The 23,105-nt window shown below is 63.0% G+C and carries 22 protein-coding genes, 1 tRNA gene and 1 pseudogene; 15 read left to right on the top strand and 9 right to left on the bottom strand.

The genetic code is table 11. The features are described from left to right. Complete coding sequence (locus AC1D0N_RS30020) at positions 1-873, top strand: methyltransferase domain-containing protein (RefSeq protein WP_477250039.1); 873 nt, start codon at positions 1-3, stop codon at positions 871-873. 38 nt (positions 874-911) lie between these two features. Here AC1D0N_RS30020 and AC1D0N_RS30015 read toward each other — a convergent pair whose 3' ends face one another. The 5 genes from AC1D0N_RS30015 to argJ all read right to left on the bottom strand — a co-directional run bounded on the left by AC1D0N_RS30015 (position 912) and on the right by argJ (position 4,087). Continuing rightward, positions 912-1,094, bottom strand: coding sequence for a Flp family type IVb pilin (locus AC1D0N_RS30015; protein ID WP_477250038.1), 183 nt, complete (start codon positions 1,092-1,094; stop codon positions 912-914). 127 nt (positions 1,095-1,221) lie between these two features. Beyond that, positions 1,222-1,536 (bottom strand): hypothetical protein, encoded by a 315-nt coding sequence (locus AC1D0N_RS30010; RefSeq protein ID WP_477250037.1) that lies wholly within the window; start codon positions 1,534-1,536, stop codon positions 1,222-1,224. Positions 1,537-1,647: 111 nt separating this feature from the next. Beyond that, positions 1,648-2,070, bottom strand: a complete 423-nt coding sequence (locus tag AC1D0N_RS30005) for a (deoxy)nucleoside triphosphate pyrophosphohydrolase (protein WP_477250036.1) — start codon at positions 2,068-2,070, stop codon at positions 1,648-1,650. Then, positions 2,067-2,846, bottom strand: coding sequence for a GNAT family N-acetyltransferase (locus AC1D0N_RS30000; RefSeq protein ID WP_477250034.1), 780 nt, complete (start codon positions 2,844-2,846; stop codon positions 2,067-2,069). The genes AC1D0N_RS30005 and AC1D0N_RS30000 overlap by 4 nt, the downstream gene beginning before the upstream one ends. Then, the gene (gene argJ, locus AC1D0N_RS29995; protein WP_477250032.1) at positions 2,846-4,087 is read right to left on the bottom strand and encodes a bifunctional glutamate N-acetyltransferase/amino-acid acetyltransferase ArgJ; all 1,242 of its coding nucleotides are present in this window, start codon (positions 4,085-4,087) and stop codon (positions 2,846-2,848) included. Before argJ ends, AC1D0N_RS30000 begins: the two co-directional genes overlap by 1 nt. A 166-nt stretch (positions 4,088-4,253) precedes the next feature. On the opposite strand from argJ, the gene AC1D0N_RS29990 reads away from it, so the two are divergent. The 3 genes from AC1D0N_RS29990 to AC1D0N_RS29980 all read left to right on the top strand — a co-directional run bounded on the left by AC1D0N_RS29990 (position 4,254) and on the right by AC1D0N_RS29980 (position 6,168). Then, positions 4,254-4,919 (top strand): caspase family protein, encoded by a 666-nt coding sequence (locus AC1D0N_RS29990; RefSeq protein ID WP_477250031.1) that lies wholly within the window; start codon positions 4,254-4,256, stop codon positions 4,917-4,919. Beyond that, positions 4,916-5,479, top strand: a complete 564-nt coding sequence (locus tag AC1D0N_RS29985) for a nuclear transport factor 2 family protein (protein ID WP_477250030.1) — start codon at positions 4,916-4,918, stop codon at positions 5,477-5,479. Before AC1D0N_RS29990 ends, AC1D0N_RS29985 begins: the two co-directional genes overlap by 4 nt. An 89-nt stretch (positions 5,480-5,568) precedes the next feature. Continuing rightward, on the top strand, positions 5,569-6,168 hold the full coding sequence (locus tag AC1D0N_RS29980; protein ID WP_477250028.1) for a TetR/AcrR family transcriptional regulator: 600 nt from the start codon (positions 5,569-5,571) through the stop codon (positions 6,166-6,168). Positions 6,169-6,229: 61 nt separating this feature from the next. Here the strand turns inward: AC1D0N_RS29980 and AC1D0N_RS29975 are convergent, their stop codons facing one another. Then, positions 6,230-7,147, bottom strand: a complete 918-nt coding sequence (locus tag AC1D0N_RS29975) for a peptidylprolyl isomerase (RefSeq protein ID WP_477250026.1) — start codon at positions 7,145-7,147, stop codon at positions 6,230-6,232. Positions 7,148-7,399: 252 nt separating this feature from the next. Between AC1D0N_RS29975 and secA the strand changes: the two genes are divergently transcribed. Continuing rightward, entirely contained in the window at positions 7,400-10,132 is a 2,733-nt protein-coding gene (gene secA, locus AC1D0N_RS29970) for a preprotein translocase subunit SecA (RefSeq protein ID WP_477250024.1), read from the top strand. A 223-nt stretch (positions 10,133-10,355) separates the two neighbouring features. On the opposite strand, the gene AC1D0N_RS29965 is transcribed toward secA, so the two are convergent. Continuing rightward, a complete protein-coding gene (locus tag AC1D0N_RS29965) occupies positions 10,356-12,944 on the bottom strand; it encodes an ATP-binding protein (RefSeq protein WP_477250022.1) in 2,589 nt (862 codons plus the stop codon). A 243-nt stretch (positions 12,945-13,187) separates the two neighbouring features. Here AC1D0N_RS29965 and AC1D0N_RS29960 point away from each other — a divergent pair, with 243 nt between their 5' ends. The 8 genes from AC1D0N_RS29960 to AC1D0N_RS29925 all read left to right on the top strand — a co-directional run bounded on the left by AC1D0N_RS29960 (position 13,188) and on the right by AC1D0N_RS29925 (position 20,943). Then, positions 13,188-13,460 carry a DUF4242 domain-containing protein gene (locus AC1D0N_RS29960; protein ID WP_477250021.1) on the top strand — a complete coding sequence of 91 codons (273 nt, stop codon included), beginning with the start codon at positions 13,188-13,190 and terminating at the stop codon, positions 13,458-13,460. Next, positions 13,438-13,752, top strand: coding sequence for a hypothetical protein (locus tag AC1D0N_RS29955; RefSeq protein ID WP_477250020.1), 315 nt, complete (start codon positions 13,438-13,440; stop codon positions 13,750-13,752). The genes AC1D0N_RS29960 and AC1D0N_RS29955 overlap by 23 nt, the downstream gene beginning before the upstream one ends. 175 nt (positions 13,753-13,927) lie before the next feature. After that, on the top strand, positions 13,928-14,428 hold the full coding sequence (locus tag AC1D0N_RS29950) for a hypothetical protein (protein WP_477250018.1): 501 nt from the start codon (positions 13,928-13,930) through the stop codon (positions 14,426-14,428). A 276-nt stretch (positions 14,429-14,704) separates the two neighbouring features. Then, positions 14,705-16,117 carry a lipopolysaccharide biosynthesis protein gene (locus AC1D0N_RS29945; RefSeq protein WP_477250016.1) on the top strand — a complete coding sequence of 471 codons (1,413 nt, stop codon included), beginning with the start codon at positions 14,705-14,707 and terminating at the stop codon, positions 16,115-16,117. After that, complete coding sequence (locus AC1D0N_RS29940; RefSeq protein ID WP_477250015.1) at positions 16,117-17,397, top strand: GNAT family N-acetyltransferase; 1,281 nt, start codon at positions 16,117-16,119, stop codon at positions 17,395-17,397. Before AC1D0N_RS29945 ends, AC1D0N_RS29940 begins: the two co-directional genes overlap by 1 nt. Positions 17,398-17,536: 139 nt before the next feature. Next, positions 17,537-18,694: a YncE family protein gene (locus AC1D0N_RS29935; protein WP_477250013.1), complete on the top strand. Its 1,158-nt coding sequence runs from the start codon at positions 17,537-17,539 to the stop codon at positions 18,692-18,694. Positions 18,695-18,769: 75 nt separating this feature from the next. Continuing rightward, the gene (locus AC1D0N_RS29930; protein ID WP_477250012.1) at positions 18,770-18,979 is read left to right on the top strand and encodes a hypothetical protein; all 210 of its coding nucleotides are present in this window, start codon (positions 18,770-18,772) and stop codon (positions 18,977-18,979) included. A 383-nt stretch (positions 18,980-19,362) separates the two neighbouring features. Beyond that, on the top strand, positions 19,363-20,943 hold the full coding sequence (locus tag AC1D0N_RS29925) for an alpha/beta hydrolase (protein WP_477250010.1): 1,581 nt from the start codon (positions 19,363-19,365) through the stop codon (positions 20,941-20,943). Positions 20,944-21,324: 381 nt separating this feature from the next. Here AC1D0N_RS29925 and AC1D0N_RS29920 read toward each other — a convergent pair. Continuing rightward, positions 21,325-21,409: transfer RNA gene (locus AC1D0N_RS29920), tRNA-Leu, on the bottom strand. Between the two features lie 180 nt (positions 21,410-21,589). On the opposite strand from AC1D0N_RS29920, the gene AC1D0N_RS29915 reads away from it, so the two are divergent. After that, positions 21,590-22,177 carry a YqaA family protein gene (locus AC1D0N_RS29915; RefSeq protein WP_477250009.1) on the top strand — a complete coding sequence of 196 codons (588 nt, stop codon included), beginning with the start codon at positions 21,590-21,592 and terminating at the stop codon, positions 22,175-22,177. A 46-nt stretch (positions 22,178-22,223) separates the two neighbouring features. Further along, positions 22,224-22,742, top strand: coding sequence for a disulfide bond formation protein B (locus AC1D0N_RS29910; protein WP_477250073.1), 519 nt, complete (start codon positions 22,224-22,226; stop codon positions 22,740-22,742). 137 nt (positions 22,743-22,879) lie between these two features. Here AC1D0N_RS29910 and AC1D0N_RS29905 read toward each other — a convergent pair. Then, positions 22,880-23,105, bottom strand: a pseudogene (locus AC1D0N_RS29905) (IS110 family transposase); the annotation flags it as partial.

The raw sequence follows: 23,105 nt of genomic DNA, 5'->3' as shown, positions 1-23,105 counted from the left end.
TTGCAGCCGATAATCGACACCTCGCTCTGGCTGGCGCGCAAGCGCCGGGCTTTGGCGCGCCCGGTGGGCGGCGCCGATTTTCTGATGCGGCGGGCGAGCGAAGACCTTGCCGATCGGCTGGGGGCGGTCGAGCGAAAATTCGCCAAGGCAGCAATACTGTTTTGCCAGACGCCGTCGGCAACCGGCGTGGTCGCCGAGAGCGGCAAGGTGACGGATATCGTGCGCGTCGAGGCGGACCCGGTCTTCCTGGATGGCGGGCCAGGCCTGCTGGCCCCGCTGGAAACAGTGCCTTTCCCGGCGGAAAGCCTCGACCTCATCGTCTCGCTTTTGTCGCTGCAGGCAATGAACGACATTCCCGGCATGCTGGTGCAGATCCGCCGCGCATTGCGCCCGGACGGGCTTTTCCTCGGCGCCTTTGCCGGCGCCGGCACGCTGTTCGAATTGCGCGAAAGCCTGCTCGCCGCCGAGACCGAGTTGTATGGCGGCGCCAGCCCGCGCGTCATTCCGTTCACCGATGTCCGCGACGCCGGCGCGCTTTTGCAACGCGCCGGCCTGGCTCTGCCGGTCACCGATGTCGAGACCGTGGCGGTGCGCTACGACAGCCTGTTTGGTCTGCTCGCCGATCTCAGAGCCATGGGCGAAACCAGCTCGCTCGTCGACCGCAGCCGACGGCCGGGCACACGAAAACTGTTTGCGCGCGCCGCCGAAATCTACGCCGAGCGGTTTTCGGACGCCGATGGCCGCGTCAGGGCGAGTTTCTCGATCGTGTGGATGTCCGGCTGGGCGCCCGATGCCTCGCAACAAAAGCCGCTGAAGCCGGGCTCGGCAAAGCTATCGTTGAAAACGATATTGGAAAATCCCGACCGACGCTGACCGGGTTGCCCGGATTGCGCAGCCGCTGTGAGATGACATCAGTGGTGAGCGAAGGCGTCGGCAAGCTTGCTGTCGGCATCGCTGAACAGGAACTGAATCGCATTGCCGACCCTACCGACGCCGCCGACGATGACGAGCGACAATACAGCGACGATCAGGCCATATTCTATGGCCGTGGCGCCAGTTTCATCTTCCAGAAATCGTTGCAGTAGTGGTTTCATGATCGTCGATCCCTCTTGTCAGGAACCATAACGCGGACCTGTTAAGAAAGGTTAACGGCACAAGCTTAACAGGCGGTGAAACAGGGCCTTCACACGGGATGGCCCCAAGACTTTGTTGACTATGTTCTCAGCAGTCCCCACTGCGCTTGCCGTTTGCGCGGATCACGCAGATCGAACTGGGCAGCGACTGCAGCACGCTTCTGCGCAGCGTATAGGTGTCACGATGGCCTACCGAGCCTGTGCTTGTCATGTCGAGGCCGCTGGCAAGACCGTCACGATCGGATTGCGACCGCATCTGGCTGGCGAGGAAGGGGGTCGCGATCAAGGCCAGCGCTACAGCGGCTGAGCCGAACAGCAGCGTGACGCGCAAGATGCCCATGCCGGCATCAGCGGCGCGGCTGCGATCGGGCCGGATCGAGTCCCAGTCCTTGTCGAGGCTCATGCAATCGCTCCCCAGCGGATCAACGCGCGGCCAGACTTGGCCTTCCCTCAATCTTTCACGGCAAGATAAAACTTCCATTAACGCTGCCTAAACCAAGGCAGTGGCTGTGGATCACAGCAGATCGATGAGGAACGGGATAAGCGGTGCGTCAGCCGGCGGCATCGGATAGTCGCGCATCTGCTTTGGTCGCACCCATTTCAGCGCCTGACCTTCCCTGGGCTGCGCAATGCCTCGGAAACGGCGGCAGACGAACAATGGCATCAGCAGATGAAAATCATCATAGGAATGGCTGGCGAAGGTCAGCGGCGCCAGGCACGGGATCTCGGTTTCGATGCCGATCTCCTCATGCAGTTCGCGGATAATGCACTGTTCGGGCGTCTCGCCGGGTTCGACCTTGCCGCCCGGAAACTCCCACAGGCCGGCGAGTTGTTTGCCTTCGGGGCGCTGCGCCAGCAGCACGCGGCCATCGGTGTCGACCAGCGCACAGGCGGCGACCAGCAGCAGGCGCTTGCCGGCGGGGTTCGCGCCGCTCATGCCCCGGGCGGCCGGCGATAGTGATAGCGATAGACTTCGTTGAAGCCGAGCGAATGATAAAGCCCCAGCGCCGGCACATTGACGGCCTCGACCTGCAGCCAGGCCTCGCGCGCGCCGCGCAGCCGCGCCCATTTCAGCGCCGACAGGATGAGGTGGCGGCCATGGCCCCGGTTGCGCACCGATCTGTCGGTGGCGATCTCGAACAGTCCGGCGAGATCGCCATCATGGACGCAGATCAGCGTCGCCAGCGGCTCGGTCCCCTCTTCGAGCGCGAACAGCCCGGCCTCCGGCTGGATGGCGCCGATGATCTCCGACAGACCTGGCCGCAGCGACACATCCGAACCGCTGACCTTGAGCGACGCGCCGATGAAGCGGCTGATGTCCTTCAACGGGATCTGGTCCATGGCGGCGTCGAGCTGGGCGTCCGCCAGCGGCAACCGCATGACCAGCGATTCGTCAAAGGTGCTCCAGCCTTCGCTGTCGAGATGGTTGGAAAGATCAGGCCCCGACAGCGGCGAGATGCGGAAGGTCAACGGCCTGCCATAGGCCTCGAAACGACGACTGGCGCGACCGATGCGCTCGGCAATGTGCTGGATGTCGCCGGGATCGAGCGGGTTGACCGAGTTCAGCCGCTTGGCTGGATGGCCGGCCGTCAGCCGCACCACCCAGGTGCCGTCATAATGGACGGCCGCCGCCGGCCAGGCGCGAAAGCCGGCCGCCTCGTAGCGGCGCACGGTCGCGAGCACGCTTGCCGGATGTCTGGGGACCACCGCCATCAGCTCCGATAGTCGCCATTGATGGCGACATACTCCTTGGTGAGATCGCAGGTCCACACCGTCGCCTTGCCGCGGCCGATGCCGATATCGGCGCGGATGCGGATCTCGTCGCGCTTCATGTAGGCCGATGTCGCCGCTTCGGAGTAGCCGGCGTCGCGCTCGCCTTCATGCGCCAGCCGGTTGTCGCCGAACCAGATCGACAGAAGGTCGCGGTCGGCGGGTTCGCCGGCCTTGCCGACGGCCATGACGACGCGACCCCAATTGGCGTCCTCGCCGGCGACCGCCGTCTTGACCAGCGGCGAGTTGGCGATGGACAGCGCGATACGCTTGGCCGAGCGGGCCGATTTCGCGCCGGTGACGGTGACTTCGACCTGCTTGCGGGCGCCCTCGCCGTCGCGCACCACCTGCAGCGCCAGCGATTTCAGCACCTTGCCCAGCGCCCGGCGGAACGCGCCGAGGCGGGCATCCTTAGGGTCGCTGATCGCCGGTGCGCCACGCTTGCCGGCAGCACCGGTGGCGAAGATCAGCAGCGTGTCGCTGGTCGAGGTGTCGCTGTCGACGGTGACCGCGTTGAAGGTCTTGGCCGTGCCGCGCGACAAAAGATCCTGCAGCACGGGTGCGGCGATCGGCGCGTCGGTGGCGATGAAGGAGAGCATCGTCGCCATGTCGGGCGCGATCATGCCGGCGCCCTTGGCGATGCCGTTGATGGTGACGTCGGTGTCGCCGAGCTTGATCGTCGCGGTCGCCACTTTCGGATAGGTATCGGTGGTCATGATGGCTTTTGCCGCCTCGGTCCACTGGTCCGGCCTGCCGTCCTTGACCAGCCCGGCCAGCAGATGGCTGAACTTCGCCGTGTCGAGCGGCTCGCCGATGACACCGGTGGAAGCCAAAAACACCTCGCCCGGTGTGCAGCCCGCGGCCTTGCCAGCCGCCTCGCCGGTCAATGCAGTGGAGGCGCGGCCCTTCTTGCCGGTGAAGGCATTGGCGTTGCCGGAGTTGACGACCAGCACGCGCGCCTTGCCGGCGGCAAGGTTCTGCCGGCAGAAATCGACCGGCGCCGACGGACATTTCGACTTGGTGAACACGCCGGCAACCGTCGTGCCGGTATCGAAGACCATGGCCAGCAGGTCGGTGCGGTTCTTGTACTTTATCCCCGCCTCGGCGGTGGCGATGCGCACGCCCTCGATGGCAGGCATTTTGGGATATTTCTTCGGCGCGAGCGGCGAAATCGTTGCGGACATGGAGACCTCGGGCGGCGGAAAAACGCTGGGGAAGGCCGGTTTGCCCGATACCACGGCCTGGCGCAAGGGCGTTCTCTTCCGTTTTCGGCGCCGGCAAGCCACCTGGATTAAGCTTGCATTTCAAATCCGTTGGCGTCGGCGAGGCCTCTCGCGTTATGATCCGGCCATGGGCAGGCTGGTGATCTTGGCGATGGCGTTTCTGGGGCTTCTGCTCCTGAGCGCCGACGCGCAACCGGAAAAGCGCGTGGCGCTGGTCATCGGCAACGGCACCTATGCCGAGGCCGGCACCTTGACCAATCCGGTCAACGACGCGCTCGACATTGCCGGCAAGCTGCGCAGCATCGGTTTCGAGGTCATCGAAGGCAACGATCTCGGCAAGCGCGACCTTGAACGCAAGATCGGCGAGTTTTCCGACGCGCTGGAAGGCGCCGGCGCCGGGCTTTTCTACTATGCCGGCCATGGCCTGCAGGTCGAAGGGCGCAATTACATCGTCCCGGTCGATGCCAGGCTCGACATGCCGGTCAAGCTGCAGCTCGAAGCCGTGCCGATCGACGAAGTTCTCGACATCATGGAACAGCAGACGAAGGTCAGCCTGGTGTTTCTCGATGCCTGCCGCAACAATCCGTTTGCGCGCAGCCTGAGCCGTACCGCCACCACGCGATCGGCAGCGGCTCTTGCCGGCCTGGCGCAGTTCGATTCGACACGCGGCTCGTTCATCGCCTTCTCAACTGCGCCCGGCGCCGTCGCCATGGACGGTGCCGGGCGCAATTCCCCCTTCGCCGCAGCGCTTCTGGGCACATCGCCGAACCTGGCCAAAGCATCAACGACATGATGATCGCGGTGCGCCGCGACGTGGTCTCCGAAACACGCGAGGGGCAGCGCCCTTGGGAGCAAGGCTCGCTGCTCGAACGCTTCGAATTCGTGCCCGGCGGAGAACCCGTCGCGGACGTAAAGCCGGCTGTCGGCCCCGCGCCCGAAACCAAGGTTGCGGCGCTGGAGCGTTCCGTCGGCGACAAGGGCGCGATCGAGGCTTTCCTGCTCCAAGACTATTTGGCACCGGATACCAAGGCGATGAGCGAAACCGTCAAGCGGCTTTACAGTCCCTCCGCCACCATCTTCGGCACCCGCTATGACACGGACGCCCTCATCAAGGTCAAGACTGACTGGTTCGCGCAATTTGCATCATGGTCGTTCAATCTCGAGCCCGGCAGCCTTGAGGTGACGCCGCATGGCGAAGACAGCGCCGACGCGGTTTTCGCCATGGCTTACGACTATGTGCCGAAGGACAAAGCGGCAGCGCGGCTGGCAGGCAAGGCGCGGGTGACGCTGGGACTGGTCAAGGCCGATGGGCAATGGCGCATTGCGTCGGAAACATCCGAAGCGATGAAATAAGCGCAGCCTCAGGGCGCAAAACGGATCGTTTCGTTTCATCAAGAGACCCTATATGATCCCTGGAGAAATGGTCCGCAGGGAACAGACAGATGAGTGAAGACGCCGATCCCGGCCGCAAATCGATCGGCGCGCGGCGCAACCCCGACAGCGCCGGCGCCATTCTCGATGCTGCCGAAGCGGTGCTGGTCGAGGCCGGCTATGCCGGCTTTTCGATCGAGGCCGTGGCGCGACGGGCGCGTGCGGGAAAACCGACGATCTACCGCTGGTGGCCGAGCAAGGCCGCGCTGCTGCTCGAAGTCTATCAGCGGGGCAAGCGCGTCGACACTCCCGACACCGGCAATTTGGAGGAAGACCTCGTCGGTTTCCTGAAAAACCTGTTCTCGCACTGGCGTCAGACGTCGTCGGGCAGCGTGTTCCGGTCGCTGGTCGCCGAAGCGCAGTCGGATCCAACCGCGGCCGCGGCCCTTGCCGACTATGCGCGAGGCCGGCGCGCCCATACCGGCCAGATGATCGAACGCGCCAAAGCGCGCGGCGAGGTTGCGGCCGACGTCGATCCGGCGCTTGTCGCCGACCTGATCGCCTCCTTCGCCTGGACGCATCTTTTGACCGACCGCCTCGACGAAGACGAGGCAACCATACGCGCCGCTGTCCGCTATGTGATGCACGGCATAGCCCCCGGCGCGCGCTAGAAACAAAAAAGGCGCCGCAAGCCCTCTCGCTTGCAGCGCCCTTTTGTCGTCGGCCTCAGCCTTACTTGGCGCTTTCCAGCGTATCGACCGCCTTTTTCAGGTTCGCGTCGGGAATCTCGACCTTGGCGGCGGCGCGCAGCGACTTGACCAGCGCAAAATACTTGTCGCGGATGACGGCCTGCTTGGCCTGGTCCTTGACGTCGTCGAACGCCGGCGGCTGCTTGACGCGCTTGTCCTCGACCTTGATGACGTGCCAGCCGAACTGCGACTGCACTGGCTCCTTGGTGTATTTGCCGACCTCGAGCGCGAAGGCGGCCTTGTCGAACTCCGGCACCATCTGGCCAGGTCCGAACCAACCGAGATCGCCGCCGCTGGTCTTTCCTGAGGGATCGCTGGTGTGCTCGTTGGCAAGCTTCTGGAAATCGGCGCCGCCGTCGAGCTGCTTGATGATCGCCTCGGCCTCTTCCTTCGTCTTCACGAGGATGTGACGGGCATGCACCTCATTGACCGGCGGGGTGTTGGCGATTTCCTGGTCGTAGCGGGCGCGAATTTCGGCGTCGGTGACCTTGTTGACGACGCCCTTCTCGACCAGCTCGCCATGCAGGGCACGCTGCTGCAGGAAGGCCATGCGGCGCTGGAAATCAGGATCCTTGTCGAGCCCGGTGGTGACCGCCTGGGCAGCCATGACGCGGATCTCGATGGCCGCCGAAAGGGCAGCGGCGCGGCGCTGTTCGGGCGGAAGCTGGGCGAATTGCTGCGACAGCTCGCCCTCGGCAAGCACCAGGTCTGCCTCGGTCAGCGTCTGGCCGTCGATCGTGGCGACGACGGCATTCGGATCGACCGGTGCCGCCGCGGGTGCTGCGGCCGCCGGCTGCGCAGGGGCGGCATCTTCCGCCATCAGCGGCGACACGGAGAGAGCCGACAGGCCGAAAGCCAGACCAAGGCTGGCGAGCGACGCACGGCGGAACAATAAGGACATCAAGATAACTCCAATGGGGGATTGCGAGAGCGGGAAGGGCTTGCAGATCAGCCTGATTGTGGCGGAATTTGGCGCGACCCCGAGGGCGAGCGCGGCGTTGACATCAGTTGAGCCCCCTCTTATCTGTCCAACGACTTTGCGTCCAGAACCGTTTTCCGGGCGCTTTTTGTGTTCGTCCGCGTATCACGCGGATGTGATGGGGCCGGCCGGCACCCGTCTCAAGATTGAGAATTCTATCGAAAGGACCATTGGATGGTCAGTCTCGGCGGTCTCGCCCGTAAGGTTTTCGGCTCCTCAAACGATCGCCGCGTCAAGGCGACCCGGCCCCGTGTCGAGGCGATCAACGCCATGGAAAACGAGATGCGGGCGCTCTCCGACGCCGAGCTTGTCGGCCGCACCGACAAATTCCGCCAGGACATCGCCAACGGCGCCAGCCTCGACGACCTTTTGGTACCGGCCTTCGCCACCGCGCGCGAGGCGGCCCGCCGTGTGCTCGGCATGCGCCCGTTCGACGTGCAGCTGATCGGCGGCATGGTGCTGCACAATGGCGGCATCGCCGAGATGCGCACCGGCGAGGGCAAGACCCTGGTCGCCACGCTGCCCGTCTACCTCAATGCACTGGCCGGCAACGGCGTCCACGTCGTGACCGTCAACGACTATCTGGCCACCCGCGACTCCGAATGGATGGGCCGCGTCTACAAGTTCCTCGGCCTCTCGGTCGGCGTCATCGTCCACGGCCTCTCCGACGAGGAGCGCCGCGTCGCCTACGCCGCCGACGTCACCTACGCCACCAACAACGAGCTCGGCTTCGACTATCTGCGCGACAACATGAAGTACGAGCGCGCCCAGATGGTGCAGCGCGGCCACAATTACGCGATCGTCGACGAAGTCGATTCCATCCTGGTCGACGAGGCGCGCACGCCGTTGATCATTTCCGGTCCGCTCGAGGACCGTTCGGAAATGTACAACACCATCGACACCTTCATCATCCAGCTGCAGCCGCAGGATTATGAGATCGACGAGAAGCAGAAGACCTCGATCTTCACCGAGGAAGGCACCGAGAAGCTGGAGAACCTGCTGCGCGACGCCGACCTGCTCAAGGGCGAGTCGCTCTATGACGTCGAGAACGTCGCCATCGTCCACCACGTCAACAATGCGCTGAAGGCGCACCGGCTGTTCCAAAGGGACAAGGACTACATCGTCCGCAACGGCGAGATCGTCATCATCGACGAGTTCACCGGCCGCATGATGCCGGGCCGCCGCTATTCGGAAGGCCTGCACCAGGCGCTCGAGGCCAAGGAGCATGTGGCGATCCAGCCGGAGAACCAGACGCTGGCCTCCGTCACCTTCCAGAACTATTTCCGCCTTTACAAGAAGCTGGCCGGCATGACCGGCACGGCGCTGACCGAGGCCGAGGAATTCGGCAACATCTACAATCTCGACGTCACCGAGATCCCGACCAATTTGCCGGTCATCCGCATTGACGAGGATGACGAGGTCTATCGGACGGTCGAGGAGAAATACAAGGCGATCGTCAAGGAGATCAGGGAGGCCAGCGCCAAGGGCCAGCCGACCCTGGTCGGCACGACCTCCATTGAAAAATCCGAGCAGTTGGCCGAGCGCCTGCGCAAGGAAGGCTTCAAGGACTTCGAAGTGCTGAACGCCCGCCATCACGAGCGCGAGGCGGCCATCGTCGCCCAGGCCGGCAAGCCCGGCGTCATCACCATCGCCACCAACATGGCTGGCCGCGGCACCGACATCCAGCTCGGCGGCAATGCCGAGATGCGCATCGCCGACGAGCTTGGCGACATGCCTGAGGGACCCGAGCGCGAGGCCATGGAAAAGGCAATCCGCGAGGATGTCGCCCGTCTCAAGGAAAAGGCGCTCGCCGCCGGCGGCCTCTACGTGCTGGCCACCGAACGTCACGAATCGCGCCGCATCGACAACCAGCTGCGCGGCCGCTCCGGCCGCCAGGGCGATCCAGGCCGCTCGAAATTCTTCCTGTCGCTGCAGGACGACCTGATGCGCATCTTCGGCTCCGAGCGCATGGACGGCATGCTGCAGAAGCTCGGCCTCAAGGAAGACGAGGCGATCATCCATCCGTGGATTAACAAGGCGCTGGAAAAGGCGCAGAAGAAGGTCGAAGCCCGCAACTTCGACATCCGCAAGAACCTCCTGAAATACGACGACGTCTCGAACGACCAGCGCAAGGTGGTGTTCGAGCAGCGCATCGAACTGATGGACGGAGAGGGCCTGACCGAAATCATCGCCGAGATGCGCGAAGGCGTCATCGACGAGATCGTCGCCAAGGCCATTCCCGAAAACGCCTATGCCGAGCAGTGGAATGCCGCCGGCCTCAAGGCCGAGGTGGCCGAATTCCTCAACCTCGACCTGCCGATCGAGGACTGGGTCAAGGAAGAGGGCATCGCCGAGGACGACATCCGCGAGCGTATCACCGAGGCCGCCGACACCGCCGCCAAGGAACGCGCCGAGCGTTTCGGCCCCGACGTGATGACCTATGTCGAGCGCTCGGTGGTGCTGCAGACGCTTGACCACCTCTGGCGCGAGCACATCGTCAATCTCGACCATCTGCGTTCGGTTGTCGGCTTCCGCGGCTACGCCCAGCGCGATCCGCTGCAGGAGTACAAGAGCGAGGCGTTCGAACTGTTCCAGGCGATGCTGGGCAATCTGCGCCAGGCCGTCACGGCGCAATTGATGCGCGTCGAACTGGTCCGCCAGGCGGCCGAAGCGCCGCCGCCGGAAGCGCCGGAGATGTTCGGCCTCCATATCGACGGCACCACCGGCGAGAACGACTTTGAAGGCGGCGAGACAGCACTCCTGGTCCGTCAGGAACAGAACGCCATCGTCGCCCCCGAAGATCGCGATCCCAACAACCAGGCAACCTGGGGCAAGGTCGGCCGCAACGAGGCCTGCCCTTGCGGCTCCGGCAAGAAGTACAAGCATTGCCACGGCGCGTTTGCCTGATAACTGAATAGGTCGGCGGGCACATCCCCTCTGGCCTGCCGGCCATCTCCCCCACACGGGGGGAGATCGGCAGCTGCGCTGACAGCGCCTTTTCTTCAACCTTGGGGATTGGCGAAAGCCGACGCGACATCCAATCTCCCCCCTCGTGGGGGAGATGCCCGGCAGGGCAGAGGGGGGCGCGAAGGTTCGCCGACCTTCGATACCGTCCCTCCCGAACGACTTCCTACAGCAACCCCGAATCGCGCGCCGCAGCAGTCGCCTCCCCGCGCGAAACAGCCTCCAGCTTGCCCAGCACCGCCGACACATGATGATCCACCGTCTTCGGTGAGATGGTCAGCTGCTCGGCAATCCGCTTGTTGGAAAAACCGCGTTCGATCAGCTGCAGCACTTCCATCTGGCGCTGGGTCAGGCCGGCCTGATTTTCGCGCGTCGTGCGGCGTGGCCCCCGGGCGATATTGTTGACGCCGTTGCGCCGCATCGTTTCACGCACATGCTGCGCCACCGGTCTGGCGCCGAGGTTCTCGAAAATCTCCAGCGCCAAACGCTGCGCCTCCTCGTCGCCCTGGGCGAGGGCAAGTCCGCGTTCATAGGGCGCGTTCAGCTCGGCCCAAAGCGCCGCCGCCCCCTGCCAGTCGCCGTCAAGAAGCAGTTGGTAGGGCGCGGCCATGCCTGACGTATCGCCGGGGTGACTATGCGGAGCCAGCTTCTGGCGCCATGTCGCCAGGTCGCTGAAGACCGCCCGTGTCGGTGACAGGCTCTCGGCCAGATCGATCAGCCGCAGCGCCTCATCTCTGTCGCCTTGCCCGAGCCATGCCCGCTCGGCCATGACACAAGCATAGGGCGCCAGCCGCTGCAGCTCCGTGCCCTTTTCCAGGAACTGTTTCATTTCCTGCAACAGCGGTTCGGCCGAAGGATCGCCGCGCCGTATCCTGAGCTTCGCCAGCGCAATCAACGCGGGATAGCGGACCAGCATGGTCGCATGATCGTTGGACAGCACATCGAGCGCCTCGGTGGCGGCCTCTTCCCATTGCCCCTGGCGTAGCAGCAGCTGCGCCAGCACGCCGCGCATATAATCGCGCCAGGTGACGAGATCGTTTTCGACGCAATAGTTGATGCCGCGATCGAGGAAGGACTGCGCGACGTCGAAGCCAAGCTGGTTCATCTCGCTGCAGGCGCTGTTGGTGAAGGCGCGCGCCGCATGCTCCTGAAAATTCTGCTCGAGCGCGATCTCCAGGCTGCGGGCAAGGTGCAGCCGTCCCGCTGCCAGATCCAGCCACTGCCCGGCGCTGCCGAGATTGTTGAGCGCGTGGCAGACGATGTCGGGCCGGTTCATGCGCTCGGCAAGCGAGACCGCCTTTTCGCCAAGCAGCAACGCCTCGTCCAGCCGCTCGGCCAGCATCGCCAGTTGCGATAGGTTGGAGTAGGCCATGGCGAGTTCTGCGCCGGCCGGCACGGTTTCCAGCAGCGTCACCGCCTGCTCGCCGAAGACGTCGGCGGCCTTGCGATCGCCCATCAGATAGGCAAAGCGCGACAGCCATCTCAGGCAGTCGCCTTCCTTCGCTCTGTTGCCTTGAGCCTGATGCAGGAGGCGCGCATGGCCTTGCGCCTCGATGGCCTCTTCGATCTGGCCGATGAGGTGGCACTCGAAGGCATATTTCTCATAGAGCACCGCGCGCTCCACCGCAGGCAGGCCGTCGGCATGGCGCAGGGCGACTTCATAATAGCCGGCGGCATCGCGATGTGCGCCGACGCGGGATGCCTCGCGCGCGGCGATCGGCGCCAGTTCGCGCACGGCCTCCAGATTGTGCGCCTCCACCGCGTGATGCACCAGGCGACCGGCGGAGACATCGCTGTTTTCGAGCAGGGCAGCCAGAGCGCGCTGGTTGAATTGCCGCCTGTGGCTCGTCGTCAGCATCATTTCGACGGCGCGGCGGGCGATCTCGTGGCGGAAGGCATAGCCGTCGCCCATATCGTCCAGCAGGCCGGCCGAGACACACTCCGCCAGCTGCCCGGCGCTGGCGACGCCGCACAGGCCCTGCAACGCCCAGGCATCGGCGCGCCTTGGAAAGACCGACACCGCGTCGAGCATCGAGCGGGCGCCGGCCGACAGCCGCTCGGCCCGCGCCAGCACGGCATCGCGCACGCTGGCCGGCGGCGTCGTTGCATTTTCGGCGCACAACAGTTCGGTGACGAAAAAGGCGTTGCCGGCCGTCGCCCTGTAAATGGCGTCGCCGTCGCGGCCCACCGCGTCGGCCAGCGACAGCACCGCCGCCTCGCTGAGCAGGGGCACGTCGATGCGCGCGACATTGCCCGCCGGGATTTCACCCAGCGCCCGGCGCACGCGCATCTGCGCCTCGCTGCGGTCGTTGCGCGCCGTCACCAGAAGCAGGATATGGGTGTTGACGATGCGCCGGCCGAAAAAGCGAACGAAATCCAGCGTCGCGTCGTCTGCCCAGTGCAGGTCCTCGATCACCAGCAGGCTTGGCTGCGCCTTGGTCTCGAAGATCTCGAGCGCATCGGAAAACAGCGGCAGCCTTTGCCCTTGCCGGTGGTCGATCGCTTGCGGCAGCGCCCATTGCGCCTCCCGGGCGAGATCATAGAGCGGCCCGAGCGGATCGGGTATCGACAGATCCTCGCAGGCGCTACGCAAGACGCGTGTGCCTTCTCCCGCCCGGCCGATGAAGGCCTCGACGAGCGACGTCTTGCCGGCGCCCGCCTCTCCTCCCAGCGCCGCCACCCGGCCACGGCCGCGTGCCGCCTCCATGAGCAGGCCGTCCAGTTGCTCCAGCTGTGTCTGCCGTTCCAGAAGCATTGTCATTCTCTCGCGAGATCGGGGGTTTGCCACCTGGTGGCTGCCGCCACGATAGCCCTGGGCCAAAGCGCGGCAATGTGACTTTCCACACATTGCGGTGACTCTCTCCACAAATAACGTCGCCAACATAGGGAATCGTCCCGCCAAAAATAGGGAATGGCTCCGATGTGCGCTCTTGCCGGACGTGATCATTGTCCAGCCGCGCTCGGACCGAGCGTGAATCGATAAGAAGAGGAACTTCCCATGCCTCGTTATGTGGTGGAACGGACATTTCCAGACGGGCTGAACGTGCCGATGACCGAAATCGGCGCCGAAGCGCTCGGCGGCGTCGTCATGCGCAACGCCGAAAAAGGTGTCACCTGGGTGCAGTCCTTCGTAACGCCCGACAAGAAGCACAGCTTCTGCATCTATGACGGCCCCTCGCCCGAGGCGATCCGCAGCGCGGCCCACAAGAATTCGCTGCCGGTCGACAAGATCATGGAGGTGCGGGTTCTTGACCCTTACTTTTACCGTTGAGCTCCAAAACGATCGGCACATCTCAAATGATCGGCAAATCGATGAGCATCAAGCTGCCCTTCGCGGCGATGGCGACCTGCTTGCTGGCCTGCCGGTCGGTGAAGCCGCGCCTGTCGTGGGAGGTCAAGCAACCTCCCTGCTCGGCCGTCTATGGCGGTTCGCGGCGAACCTGCCTTCGCATCTGTATGGCAGGCGGCGATTGCCCCCGGAAGACGATTATCTGAGGCGCGACATCGGCCTTTCCGAGCGTATCCAGCGGGAATACTGGCAATATTACTGGTGGGACCACTGATTCCGCAAAACCGTTTTGAACGGCAAGGACATTTCGAAAACCGCAAAGGCCACGTGGCCTGAATAAACCGGACGGTCAGTCCGTTCCGGATTGCAAACCAGACGCCGCAGCGTTGCAACGGCCCGGCCTCACGGCCGGCCGTCCTGTCGCGTCATCAACAACGAATGGAACGATCATGACCAAAACGCTTTGGACCGGGCGCTTCGCTGCCCTCGCCCTCCTGTCGATCACAGCCACGGCCGCCCATGCCCACGACGCCAACATGCTGGCCGACATGGTGCGAACGGCCAACGACCGCTTCGAGAACGTGGCGGCGGCGACCGCCGAAGGCTACGCGCCGATCCCCTGCGCCAGCGGCATCACCGGCGGCGCCATGGGCATCCACTACGTCAATGGCGCCTATCTCAAGGACGACGCGGTCAATGTCGCCAAGCCCGAGGCGGTGATGTACGAGCCGATGGCCGACGGAACGCTGAAACTGGTGGCGGTCGAATACATCACCTCGAAAGGCCCGGCCTCGCTCGGCGGCCAGCTGTTCAACTTCAACAGCGCCCCCAACCGCTACGGCCTCGGCCCGTTCTACGAGCTGCATGTCTGGGCCTGGAAACAGAACCCGACCGGCACCTTCGCCGACATGAACCCGAACGTGTCGTGTGAGGCGATGAAGGGGATGTAGGGCGGAGCGATTCTTCCTTCTCCCCGTTTACGGGGAGAAGGTGGCCCGAAGGGCCGGATGAGGGGCGGCGCAGGGGTTGGCCATTATCTCATCGCCGCCCCATCGTCTCGAAGATATACGCGCAAATCCCCCAAAGCTTGCGCTGCCCCTCATCCGCCTGCCGGCACCTTCCGCCCGTATAGAGACGGGGAGAAGGCCTCCCTCCGCCCACGTTTTCTTAATGTGTTTTGGCTACACCGAACCCAGAAAAGAGGCGGAAAACGGAGTGAAATCGGGGTGCGCTTTTCCGCGGCCACGACAGCCGGGCGGTTCTTGCCGCAGCGCTTGGCGCTGCGCATAAGGCCGCTGCTTGGCCGCATCGATGCCGTGCTGTTCACCGCCGACGAGCGCGGCGAAGCCGGCCGCATGTCGATCATCGCCTTTTCCATCCGCATCATCAGCGCCGTCATCGCCTTCGTCAGCCAGGTGCTGATGGCACGCTGGATGGGCTCGTTCGAATACGGCATTTTCGTCCTCGTCTGGGTGACGATGGTCATCGTCGGCAACCTCGCCTGCCTCGGCTTCCACACCTCGGTCATCCGCTTCATCCCCGAATACCGCGAGCGCGGCATGATGGACGAATTGCGCGGCATCGTGGTGGCCAGCCGCCTGTTCGTGCTGATCGCCTCGACGCTGTTCGCCGGGCTCGGCGCGCTTGGCGTCTGGCTGTTTTCGCCGTTTATCGAAAACTATTATGTCGTGCCGTTCATCCTCGGCGTCATCTGCCTGCCGATGATCGCGATGGGCGACCTTTTGCAGGGGCTGTCGCGGGCCAATTCATGGGCGCTGTTTGCGCTGTCGCCGACCTATCTGGTGCGGCCGGTGCTGATCCTGGCGCTGATGGCGCTGATGCTGCTGGTCGGCTACGCGCCCGACGCCAAAACTGCGATCTTCGCCTCGATCGCCGCCACCTACGCCACCACGCTGGCGCAGCTGATCGGCGTCACCACGCGCATGGACAAGAAAATCCCGGCCGGGCCGATGAAGGTGCATTTCGCGCAATGGTTCATCGTGTCGCTGCCGATCTTCCTGGTCGAGAGCTTCTTCTTCCTGCTCACCAATGCCGACGTGCTGATGGTCGGCGCCTATCTCGACCCCAACGACGTCGCCGTCTATTTTGCCACCGTCAAGACGCTGGCGCTGGTGCATTTCGTCTACTTCGCGGTCAAGGCCGGCGTCGCCCAGCGCTACGCGCAGTTCACCCATGGCGACCCCGACAAGCTTGCTGCCTTCGCCCGCGAGACGGTGTCGTGGACCTTTTGGCCGTCGCTGGTGATGGCGCTGCTGGTGCTGGCGCTGGGCTGGCCGATGCTGGTGCTGTTCGGCCCTGAATTCACAGCAGGCTATCCGCTGCTGTTCCTGCTGGTCTTCGGCGTTGTCGCCCGCGCCGCCGTCGGCCCGTGCGAAAGCCTGCTGACGATGAGCGGCAACCAGAACATCTGCGCGGCCGTCTATGCCATGACGCTGGCCCTCAACATCGGCCTCAACGTCGTGCTGATCCCGCTGTTTGGCCTGTGGGGCGCGGCGATCGCCACCAGCTTCGCCATGATCTTCGAGGCCAGCGCGCTGTCCTTCACCGTCTGGCGCAAGCTCGGCATCGTCATGCTCATCTTCGTGCCCGCCGTGCCGGCCGCCAGGGGAGACGCCTGATGGCCGCCACCCCGTTGCTCGAGGAAACCAGCGGCGGCCCGGCCGGCGCCATGGTGTCCGGCCTTGCCGGGCTGCAGCGCGACGCCGATCCCGCCCATCTCGAGATCCTGGCCAACAACCGGCCGCAGCGGAAGCTGGCGATCTACCCGGCCTCCGCCGGCTTCGACCTGGTCGAGGAACTGGATTATCTGTGCACACGCACGGTCGAGCCAAACATCTTCTTCAACCCGCGCTTCCTGGCGCCGGCAATGCCGCGGCTGGAAGACCGCGAAGTGCGGCTGGCCGTCATCCGCGACGGCGACGAATACCGCAACCGCCTGCGCCTGCTTGTGCCATTCTCGGTGGAAAAGCCGGCGGTGCCGCTCGGCGTCCCGGTCATGCGCACATGGTCGAGCCCGTTCGGTCCGATCGGCACGCCGCTGGTCGACCGCGACGATCCGGTCGGCGTGATCGAGGATTTCTTTGCGATGCTGTCGCGGCCGCATCTCAAATTGCCAAAGGTCTTCGTCCTGCCTGACATGCGGCTCGACGGCGCGGTGGCAAGCCTGCTCGCCAGCGTCGCCGAGACGCGCGGCCTGACGATGGTCACCACCGGCAAGGCCGAGCGTCCGTTCCTTGAGAGCGAGCTCGATGGCGACGCGTACCTCAAGGCGTCATTGCGCTCGCACCATTACCGCGAGTTCCGCCGGCTGAAGCGGCGCCTCGCCGATCTTGGCAAACTGGAGCATGTGGTGGCGCGCGGACCCGACGAGATCCGCCACGCCATCGAAAGCTTCCTGACGCTCGAGGCCGCCGGCTGGAAGGGCCGCGAGCGCACCGCCATGGCCATCGACCGCTACCGCGCCGCCTTCGCCCGCGAGGCCGTGCACCGGCTGGCCGAACACGATTTGTGCCGCATCCATTCGCTGACGCTGGACGGCCGCACCGTCGCTTGCCTGATCGTCTTCGTCGAAGCCGGCGTCGCCTACACCTGGAAGACCGCCTATGACGAGAGGCTCGCCGCCTATTCGCCCGGCACGCTGCTGATGATCGAAGTGACCAGGCAGCATCTCGACGACCCCAACATCATGATGACCGATTCCTGCGCCGTGCCCGACCATCCGGTGATGAGCCGGCTGTGGAGCGAGCGCAAGCCGGTCGGCTCGCTGGTCATCGGGCTGACGCCGGACGCCGACCGCCTCGCCCGTCAGGCGGCCTCGCAGCTGCATCTCTACCGCGAGACCCGCAACATGGCACGCATCCTGCGCAACCGCATGAAGAGCCTGCTCGGGCGGCGCTAGTCCAGAGATGGTCTTCCAACGCAGGCACTTCGGCTGCTCAACCGTATGCCGAGGCCTGAAAAGGCGCTGGATCAACCACGAAACACACGCTATTGGTCCCGGCGGCAATTTCAGCCGGCTTTCACGACACACCATCCAGATGATCACAAATTTTTCGCGTCACGCCAGTGCCGGTGCGGCCTTCCTATTGCTTGCACTCCTGCCCGCTCGTGCCTGGGCCGATACTTGTCCCGAGGATTGCAGCGAGCCCCCGCCGTGCGTCAACATCTACAGCCACACAGTCGCCGGCCATCTCGGCCCGGCCACGCTTGGCGCGCTGCCCCGCGTCTATGTGCCGAACCGCTCCTCCAACAGCGTCACGGTGATCGACACCATGACGCTGAAGGAAGTCGACAGGTTCTCGGTCGGCAGCAAACCGCAGCACGTCATCCCTTCCTGGGACCTGAAGACACTATGGGTGGCCAACAACGGCACCGGCAAGAACGGCAGCCTGACGCCGATCGATCCAATGACCGGCAAGCCCGGCGCGCAGATAGACGTGGACGATCCCTACAACGTCTACTTCATGCCGGATGGCAGCGCGGCCATCATCGTCGACGAAGCCTTGGAGCAGCTCGATTTCCGCGATCCTCAAACCATGGCGCTGAAGTCGAGCCTGCCGACGCCGACCTGCCCCGGCATCAACCACGCCGATTTCTCGGTCGACGGCGCCTACGCGATCTTCACCTGCGAGTACGGTAATGGCGGGCTGGCCAAGATCGACCTGAAGAATCAGAAGGTGCTTGGTCATCTCGACTTCTCGAAAATGGGCATGCCGCAGGACATCCGCCTCTCGCCCGACGGCAAGATATTCTACGTCGCCGACATGATGAATGACGGCGTCTTCCTGGTCGATGGCGACAGTTTCAAGGAAATCGGCTTCATTCCGACGGGCATCGGCACCCACGGCTTCGTCGTCAGCCGCGACGGCAAGCGGCTCTACGTCTCGAACCGCGGCTCGCACAGGATGGAGCAGGGCAAGGCAAAGGGACCGGGCAGCGTGACGGTGATCGACTTCGCCACCCGCGCGGTCGTCGCGCAATGGCCGATCCCCGGCGGCGGCAGCCCCGACATGGGCAATGTCAGCGCAGACGGCAAACAGCTATGGCTGTCCGGCCGCTTCGACAGCGACGCCTACATGATCGACACGACGAACGGCGCCGTGACCAAGATCCGTGTCGGGGTCGAGCCGCATGGCCTGACGGTCTGGCCGCAGCCTGGGCGGTACTCGCAAGGGCATACGGGAAATATGCGGTAGGTTGCGTTTGCGGGAAAGACTGATGCCCCCTAACCGGGAACAAGAAGTGAAATAGTTCAGGCGCTTAGCGAATGGATGGGACGAATCCTGCGCCTCCAAAAGTCATTATGCTTTTCTTGCGACTTGCCCACCCTGAAGGGCAACCTCAACGTCGAAGGCGACGTCTTCGCCAGCGGCTCGATCATCGACACCATTGGCAACACCAACACCACAGCCAATAGCTTGGCAGTATCCGGGCAATCGATTCACTTGCGGCAACGGGGCTGCACGATCAATCCAAAATGAGTAGCCAACTTCCATTACGCCCGCTTGCCGATAACCGAACATTAGAATATGCTTGTATGCCATATCTAAATGGGGGGAGTGAGGGGATAATGAAACAGCTTGTGCGTGGATGTTCGTACCGGGCTACTGTTGTATCTTATCTAACCCGATGATTTGGAGGCAAAGGCCTTCAAGAACTTTCAGGGCAAAGATCGGGAAAAGCGACCTTCAAAGCATGATCGATAAATTGTCGCCGACCTGAAAAACATTCGTAGAGAAACACCGTTAGCTTCGCATAGATAATAGGCGCGACCGTTACTCATTCGTCGAGCACGTCAGACAGCGCGTCCGATTTTTGTGCAAGCGAAGGTTATTCCAACCTTTATTTTAAAGGGGGGGGGCAAATGCTGACCGTTTTCAGATTTACTTTATTCGCTATTTATCGGGCGTCCGTTCTCCCAATCATGCTGGCTGCGTTTCTTGTTTGCGCAGGTGGTGGAGAGCTGTTCGCGGGCGAGTTCAAGAAGGCGGACTGCTGGTTTGAAGTTCCGCGGGATCGCACAATGACATGCGGAACCCTGCGTGTGCCCGAGAACCGTCAGACGAAAACTGATGCTGAAATCGTTTTGTCCGCGGTCGTCTTTGAACCGGATCTCGAACGGCACGAGCCAATCGTATTTCTCACGGGTGGGCCGGGTCAGCCCGTCGAAATCGGTAGCAGAGAAGACATCGATGGATGGTGGGACTTTATTGGTGCCCAAAGCTGGATGATTGGACGCCGAGTGGTCGTCGTCGATCAACGCGGAATCGGGAAGTCCGATCCGTCTCTAGACTGCTCTCCTTTTTTCGTAGTTGATCACTGGAATTCCATTTTGCCCAGTCTCGACGCGGAAAGCAGACTAGTCGATGTCCAGAAGAAGGAGCTTCTCGCGTGCAGGAGCGCCTTGATCGCCAAGGGAATCGATCTCAACGCCTACACCTCCGAACAAAATGCCGAGGATATCAACGATCTTCGAAAGGCTCTCGGGATAGAAAAATGGGTACTTTATGGGGTCTCATACGGCACACTTCTAGCCTTGGAAGTGATGAACCAGCATCCCGAGGGGGTGTCCGCGAGCATATTGGACTCAGTTGTTCCGATGGACATCAACTACCTGGATGAAGACGGCCCTAACCTTGATCGATCACTCGCCATTTTGCAGAAGGACTGCCTGAAAGCGAATGGCTGTAAGCAAGGATTAGCCGAAGCCGTCCACTCCATCGCTAGGCAACTCGATCGTCAGCCAGCGCTCTTGCGTAGCGCGGAGAAGCATCCGCGATACACATATGTTTCCGGTGCAAACTTCCTCGATCTTATATTCGGCATGCTATACGACAGGGAGACTATACCAAGCCTGCCGGAGCTGATCGAGAGGACATACAAACAGGACTACCGGCCGCTGACGGATATCATGTTTGAGCCCGACGACCTCGAAATCTCCCAGGGTATGGACTTCTCTGTAACTTGTTCAGACACCGACCCACCTGATCTGAGCGGCAAACATGACCAATACTGGGCAAACTGGGCCGAACGGAGTGACTACACCTGGGCATGCCCACTCTGGCTCGCTGATGATAGGCCCGCATCGTTAAAGAAGCCACGTCGCCTTGATATACCTACCCTGCTGTTGTCAGGAGAGTATGATCCGGCCACGCCGACTGTCTGGGCGAACCGGGCAGCCAAAACGCTTCCGTTCGGGCAAGTGGTCGTTTTTCGAGGAATCGGACATGATGTGATTGATTCCGATCCTTGTGGTTCGAAGGTGGCGGACGATTTCTTGGCAAACCCTCGACGCAAGCTGGACACTGAATGTGTCGACCAGCTGGGGGCTCCCGAGTTCCCAGGCCATGTCGAGGAACTATGGTCGGGGCTGTCGGCAATGGCTTCAAAACAGAGAAGATTGCCATTTCGATCCGGGCATCGCGCTGCGATTTCGATCGAGTAGCACGTCATTCGTCGAGAGGCAGCTTAATCGCTTTTGTGCGTTAGGACTCGGAATGGAAGTTCCGCGCTGGTCGGCCGTGCCTGGTAATTGCCGCGATGACAAACCCCAAGATTTGTCCTCACTCACAGAACTAGTGCTTGTCGCCCAAAAGTGCGCAGCGGTTTTGGGGGAACGACATGCACAAAAACAAAGGCTTAAAGCGCGTCACCTGAATCCGCTTCAGCGCGACGCGCTTTAATACCCCGCATGCGGAAGCAACCAAGTAGCGCTATCCCCGCCTTGCTAGGCTTTTGGCCTATGCGGAATCTGCTCTGAACATCGCGGAAGCCACAAGCTTCCGCTAAGAGGTTCCGCGATATCAAAGCTCGAAAAAATGGAAAATGGTGCCCCTAGCCGGAATCGAACCAGCACTCCTTGCGGAACTCGATTTTGAGTCGAGCGCGTCTACCAATTCCGCCATAGGGGCTCAGGCCGCAGGGCCTGGATGGGCGCGGACTATACGGTTGGAGGCCTGTTCGTCAACTGGCCAATTCTCCACCGAGGCGGGCTTGCGTCAAAACCTCACCTTTCGCTTTCGTCAGGTCGCGGCCATTGTGCAGCGCGGAAAATCTTTCTAGACAAACGGCGCATGCCACAGGGAGTGCCGATGCTTCGCGGACTTTACGACTGGACCTTGTCGCTGGCGGCAAGAAAATCCGCCGAATGGTGGCTGGCCTTCATCGCTTTCGTCGAAAGCTCAGTGTTCCTGGTGCCGGCCGACGTGCTGTTCTTGCCGATGGCGCTGTCGCGGCCGGACCGCGCCTACCGCTATGCACTGATCGCCACCGTTGCTTCGGTTCTCGGCGGCATTGCCGGCTGGTTCATCGGCCACTATGCCTATGACGCAGTGGCGCGACCGATCCTCGAATTCTACGGCAAGTATGACGAGTTCGAGCAGCTGCGCACTTCGTCGGGCATCGGTTTCATCATCCTGATGCTGATCACCTCGGGCGCTGCCCATCTGCCGCCGATCAAGGTAGTGACGATCCTGTCCGGCGTCATCGGCGTCAATCTGGCGCTGTTCATCGTGCTGGCGATCGTCGCCCGCGGGGGCCGCTTCCTGCTTTTGGCCTGGCTGCTGCGCCGCTATGGCGAGCCGATCCGCGAATTCATCGAAAAGCGCCTCGGTCTGATCGCCGGTGCCGCGGCCGCTGCCCTGATTTTGCTCTATATCCTCGTCAAATACGCTTTCTGAGCAAGGATGCTTTGAGCGGGCGGCGAACTCAATGGACGAACAAACAATGACAGCGACCATGGATGCCGACGCCGGACGCCAGCGAACACGGACAGCCTTGTTTCTTGCCGTCGCCATGGCCGCCACTGTCGGCTCGGCACTGGCCTTCCAGCATATTGGCGGCTACATCCCCTGCCATCTCTGCCTGGAGCAACGCACGCCCTACTATATCGGCGCGCCGTTGATGCTGCTGGCCGTGCTTGCCTCGGTGCTGCACGCGCCGGCATGGCTGACCCGCGGACTGCTGGGCATCGGCGGCCTGCTGATGCTCTACGGCCTCTATCTCGGCGTCTATCACTCCGGTGTCGAATGGGCGTGGTGGGCAGGTCCGACCGATTGCACCGCGGGTGCGGGACCGGTGGACACCGGCGGCAAGGGCGTGCTCGACGCGCTCGACAAGTTCGTGCCGCCCTCCTGCGACAAGGCGGCTTTGCGCATCCTCGGCCTGTCGCTGGCCGGCTGGAACGCCATCGCCAGCTTCATCCTCGCCGCCGTCGCCTTCCGCGGCGCACTTTCCCGCGACTGATCCAGGTCGACCCCCACTCCGTCTCGGCTTCGCCGAGCCACCTCTCCCCCGATCAACGGGGAGAGGAAAGGCGCGAAGCGATTCCAGCTGGCTCCCTTCCTCTCCCTCCGGAGGGGGGAGAGCGACTATCTGGGGTGTCAAGTTGCATTTGCGAACTCGGCTCGCGCGTCGCGTGCTTTTGCATTGAGGATGACGAGCAGTTTTCTGGCGAGCGCGATGCGGATGAGCATTTTGGGTTTTCCCGCCTGTTGCAACCGTTGAGCGAAAGCTTTGAGATGGGGATCGAACTTGGCCACGATGGCCGCGACGATGAAGAGGATGCCCCGTGGCCCGGCGCGTCCGCCACGCACATGCCTGTTGCCC

Source organism: Mesorhizobium sp. P2_E10 (assembly GCF_056404235.1).
The sequence above is the reverse complement of the archived record's forward strand: the minus strand, read 5'-3'. Positions and strand labels throughout refer to the sequence as shown.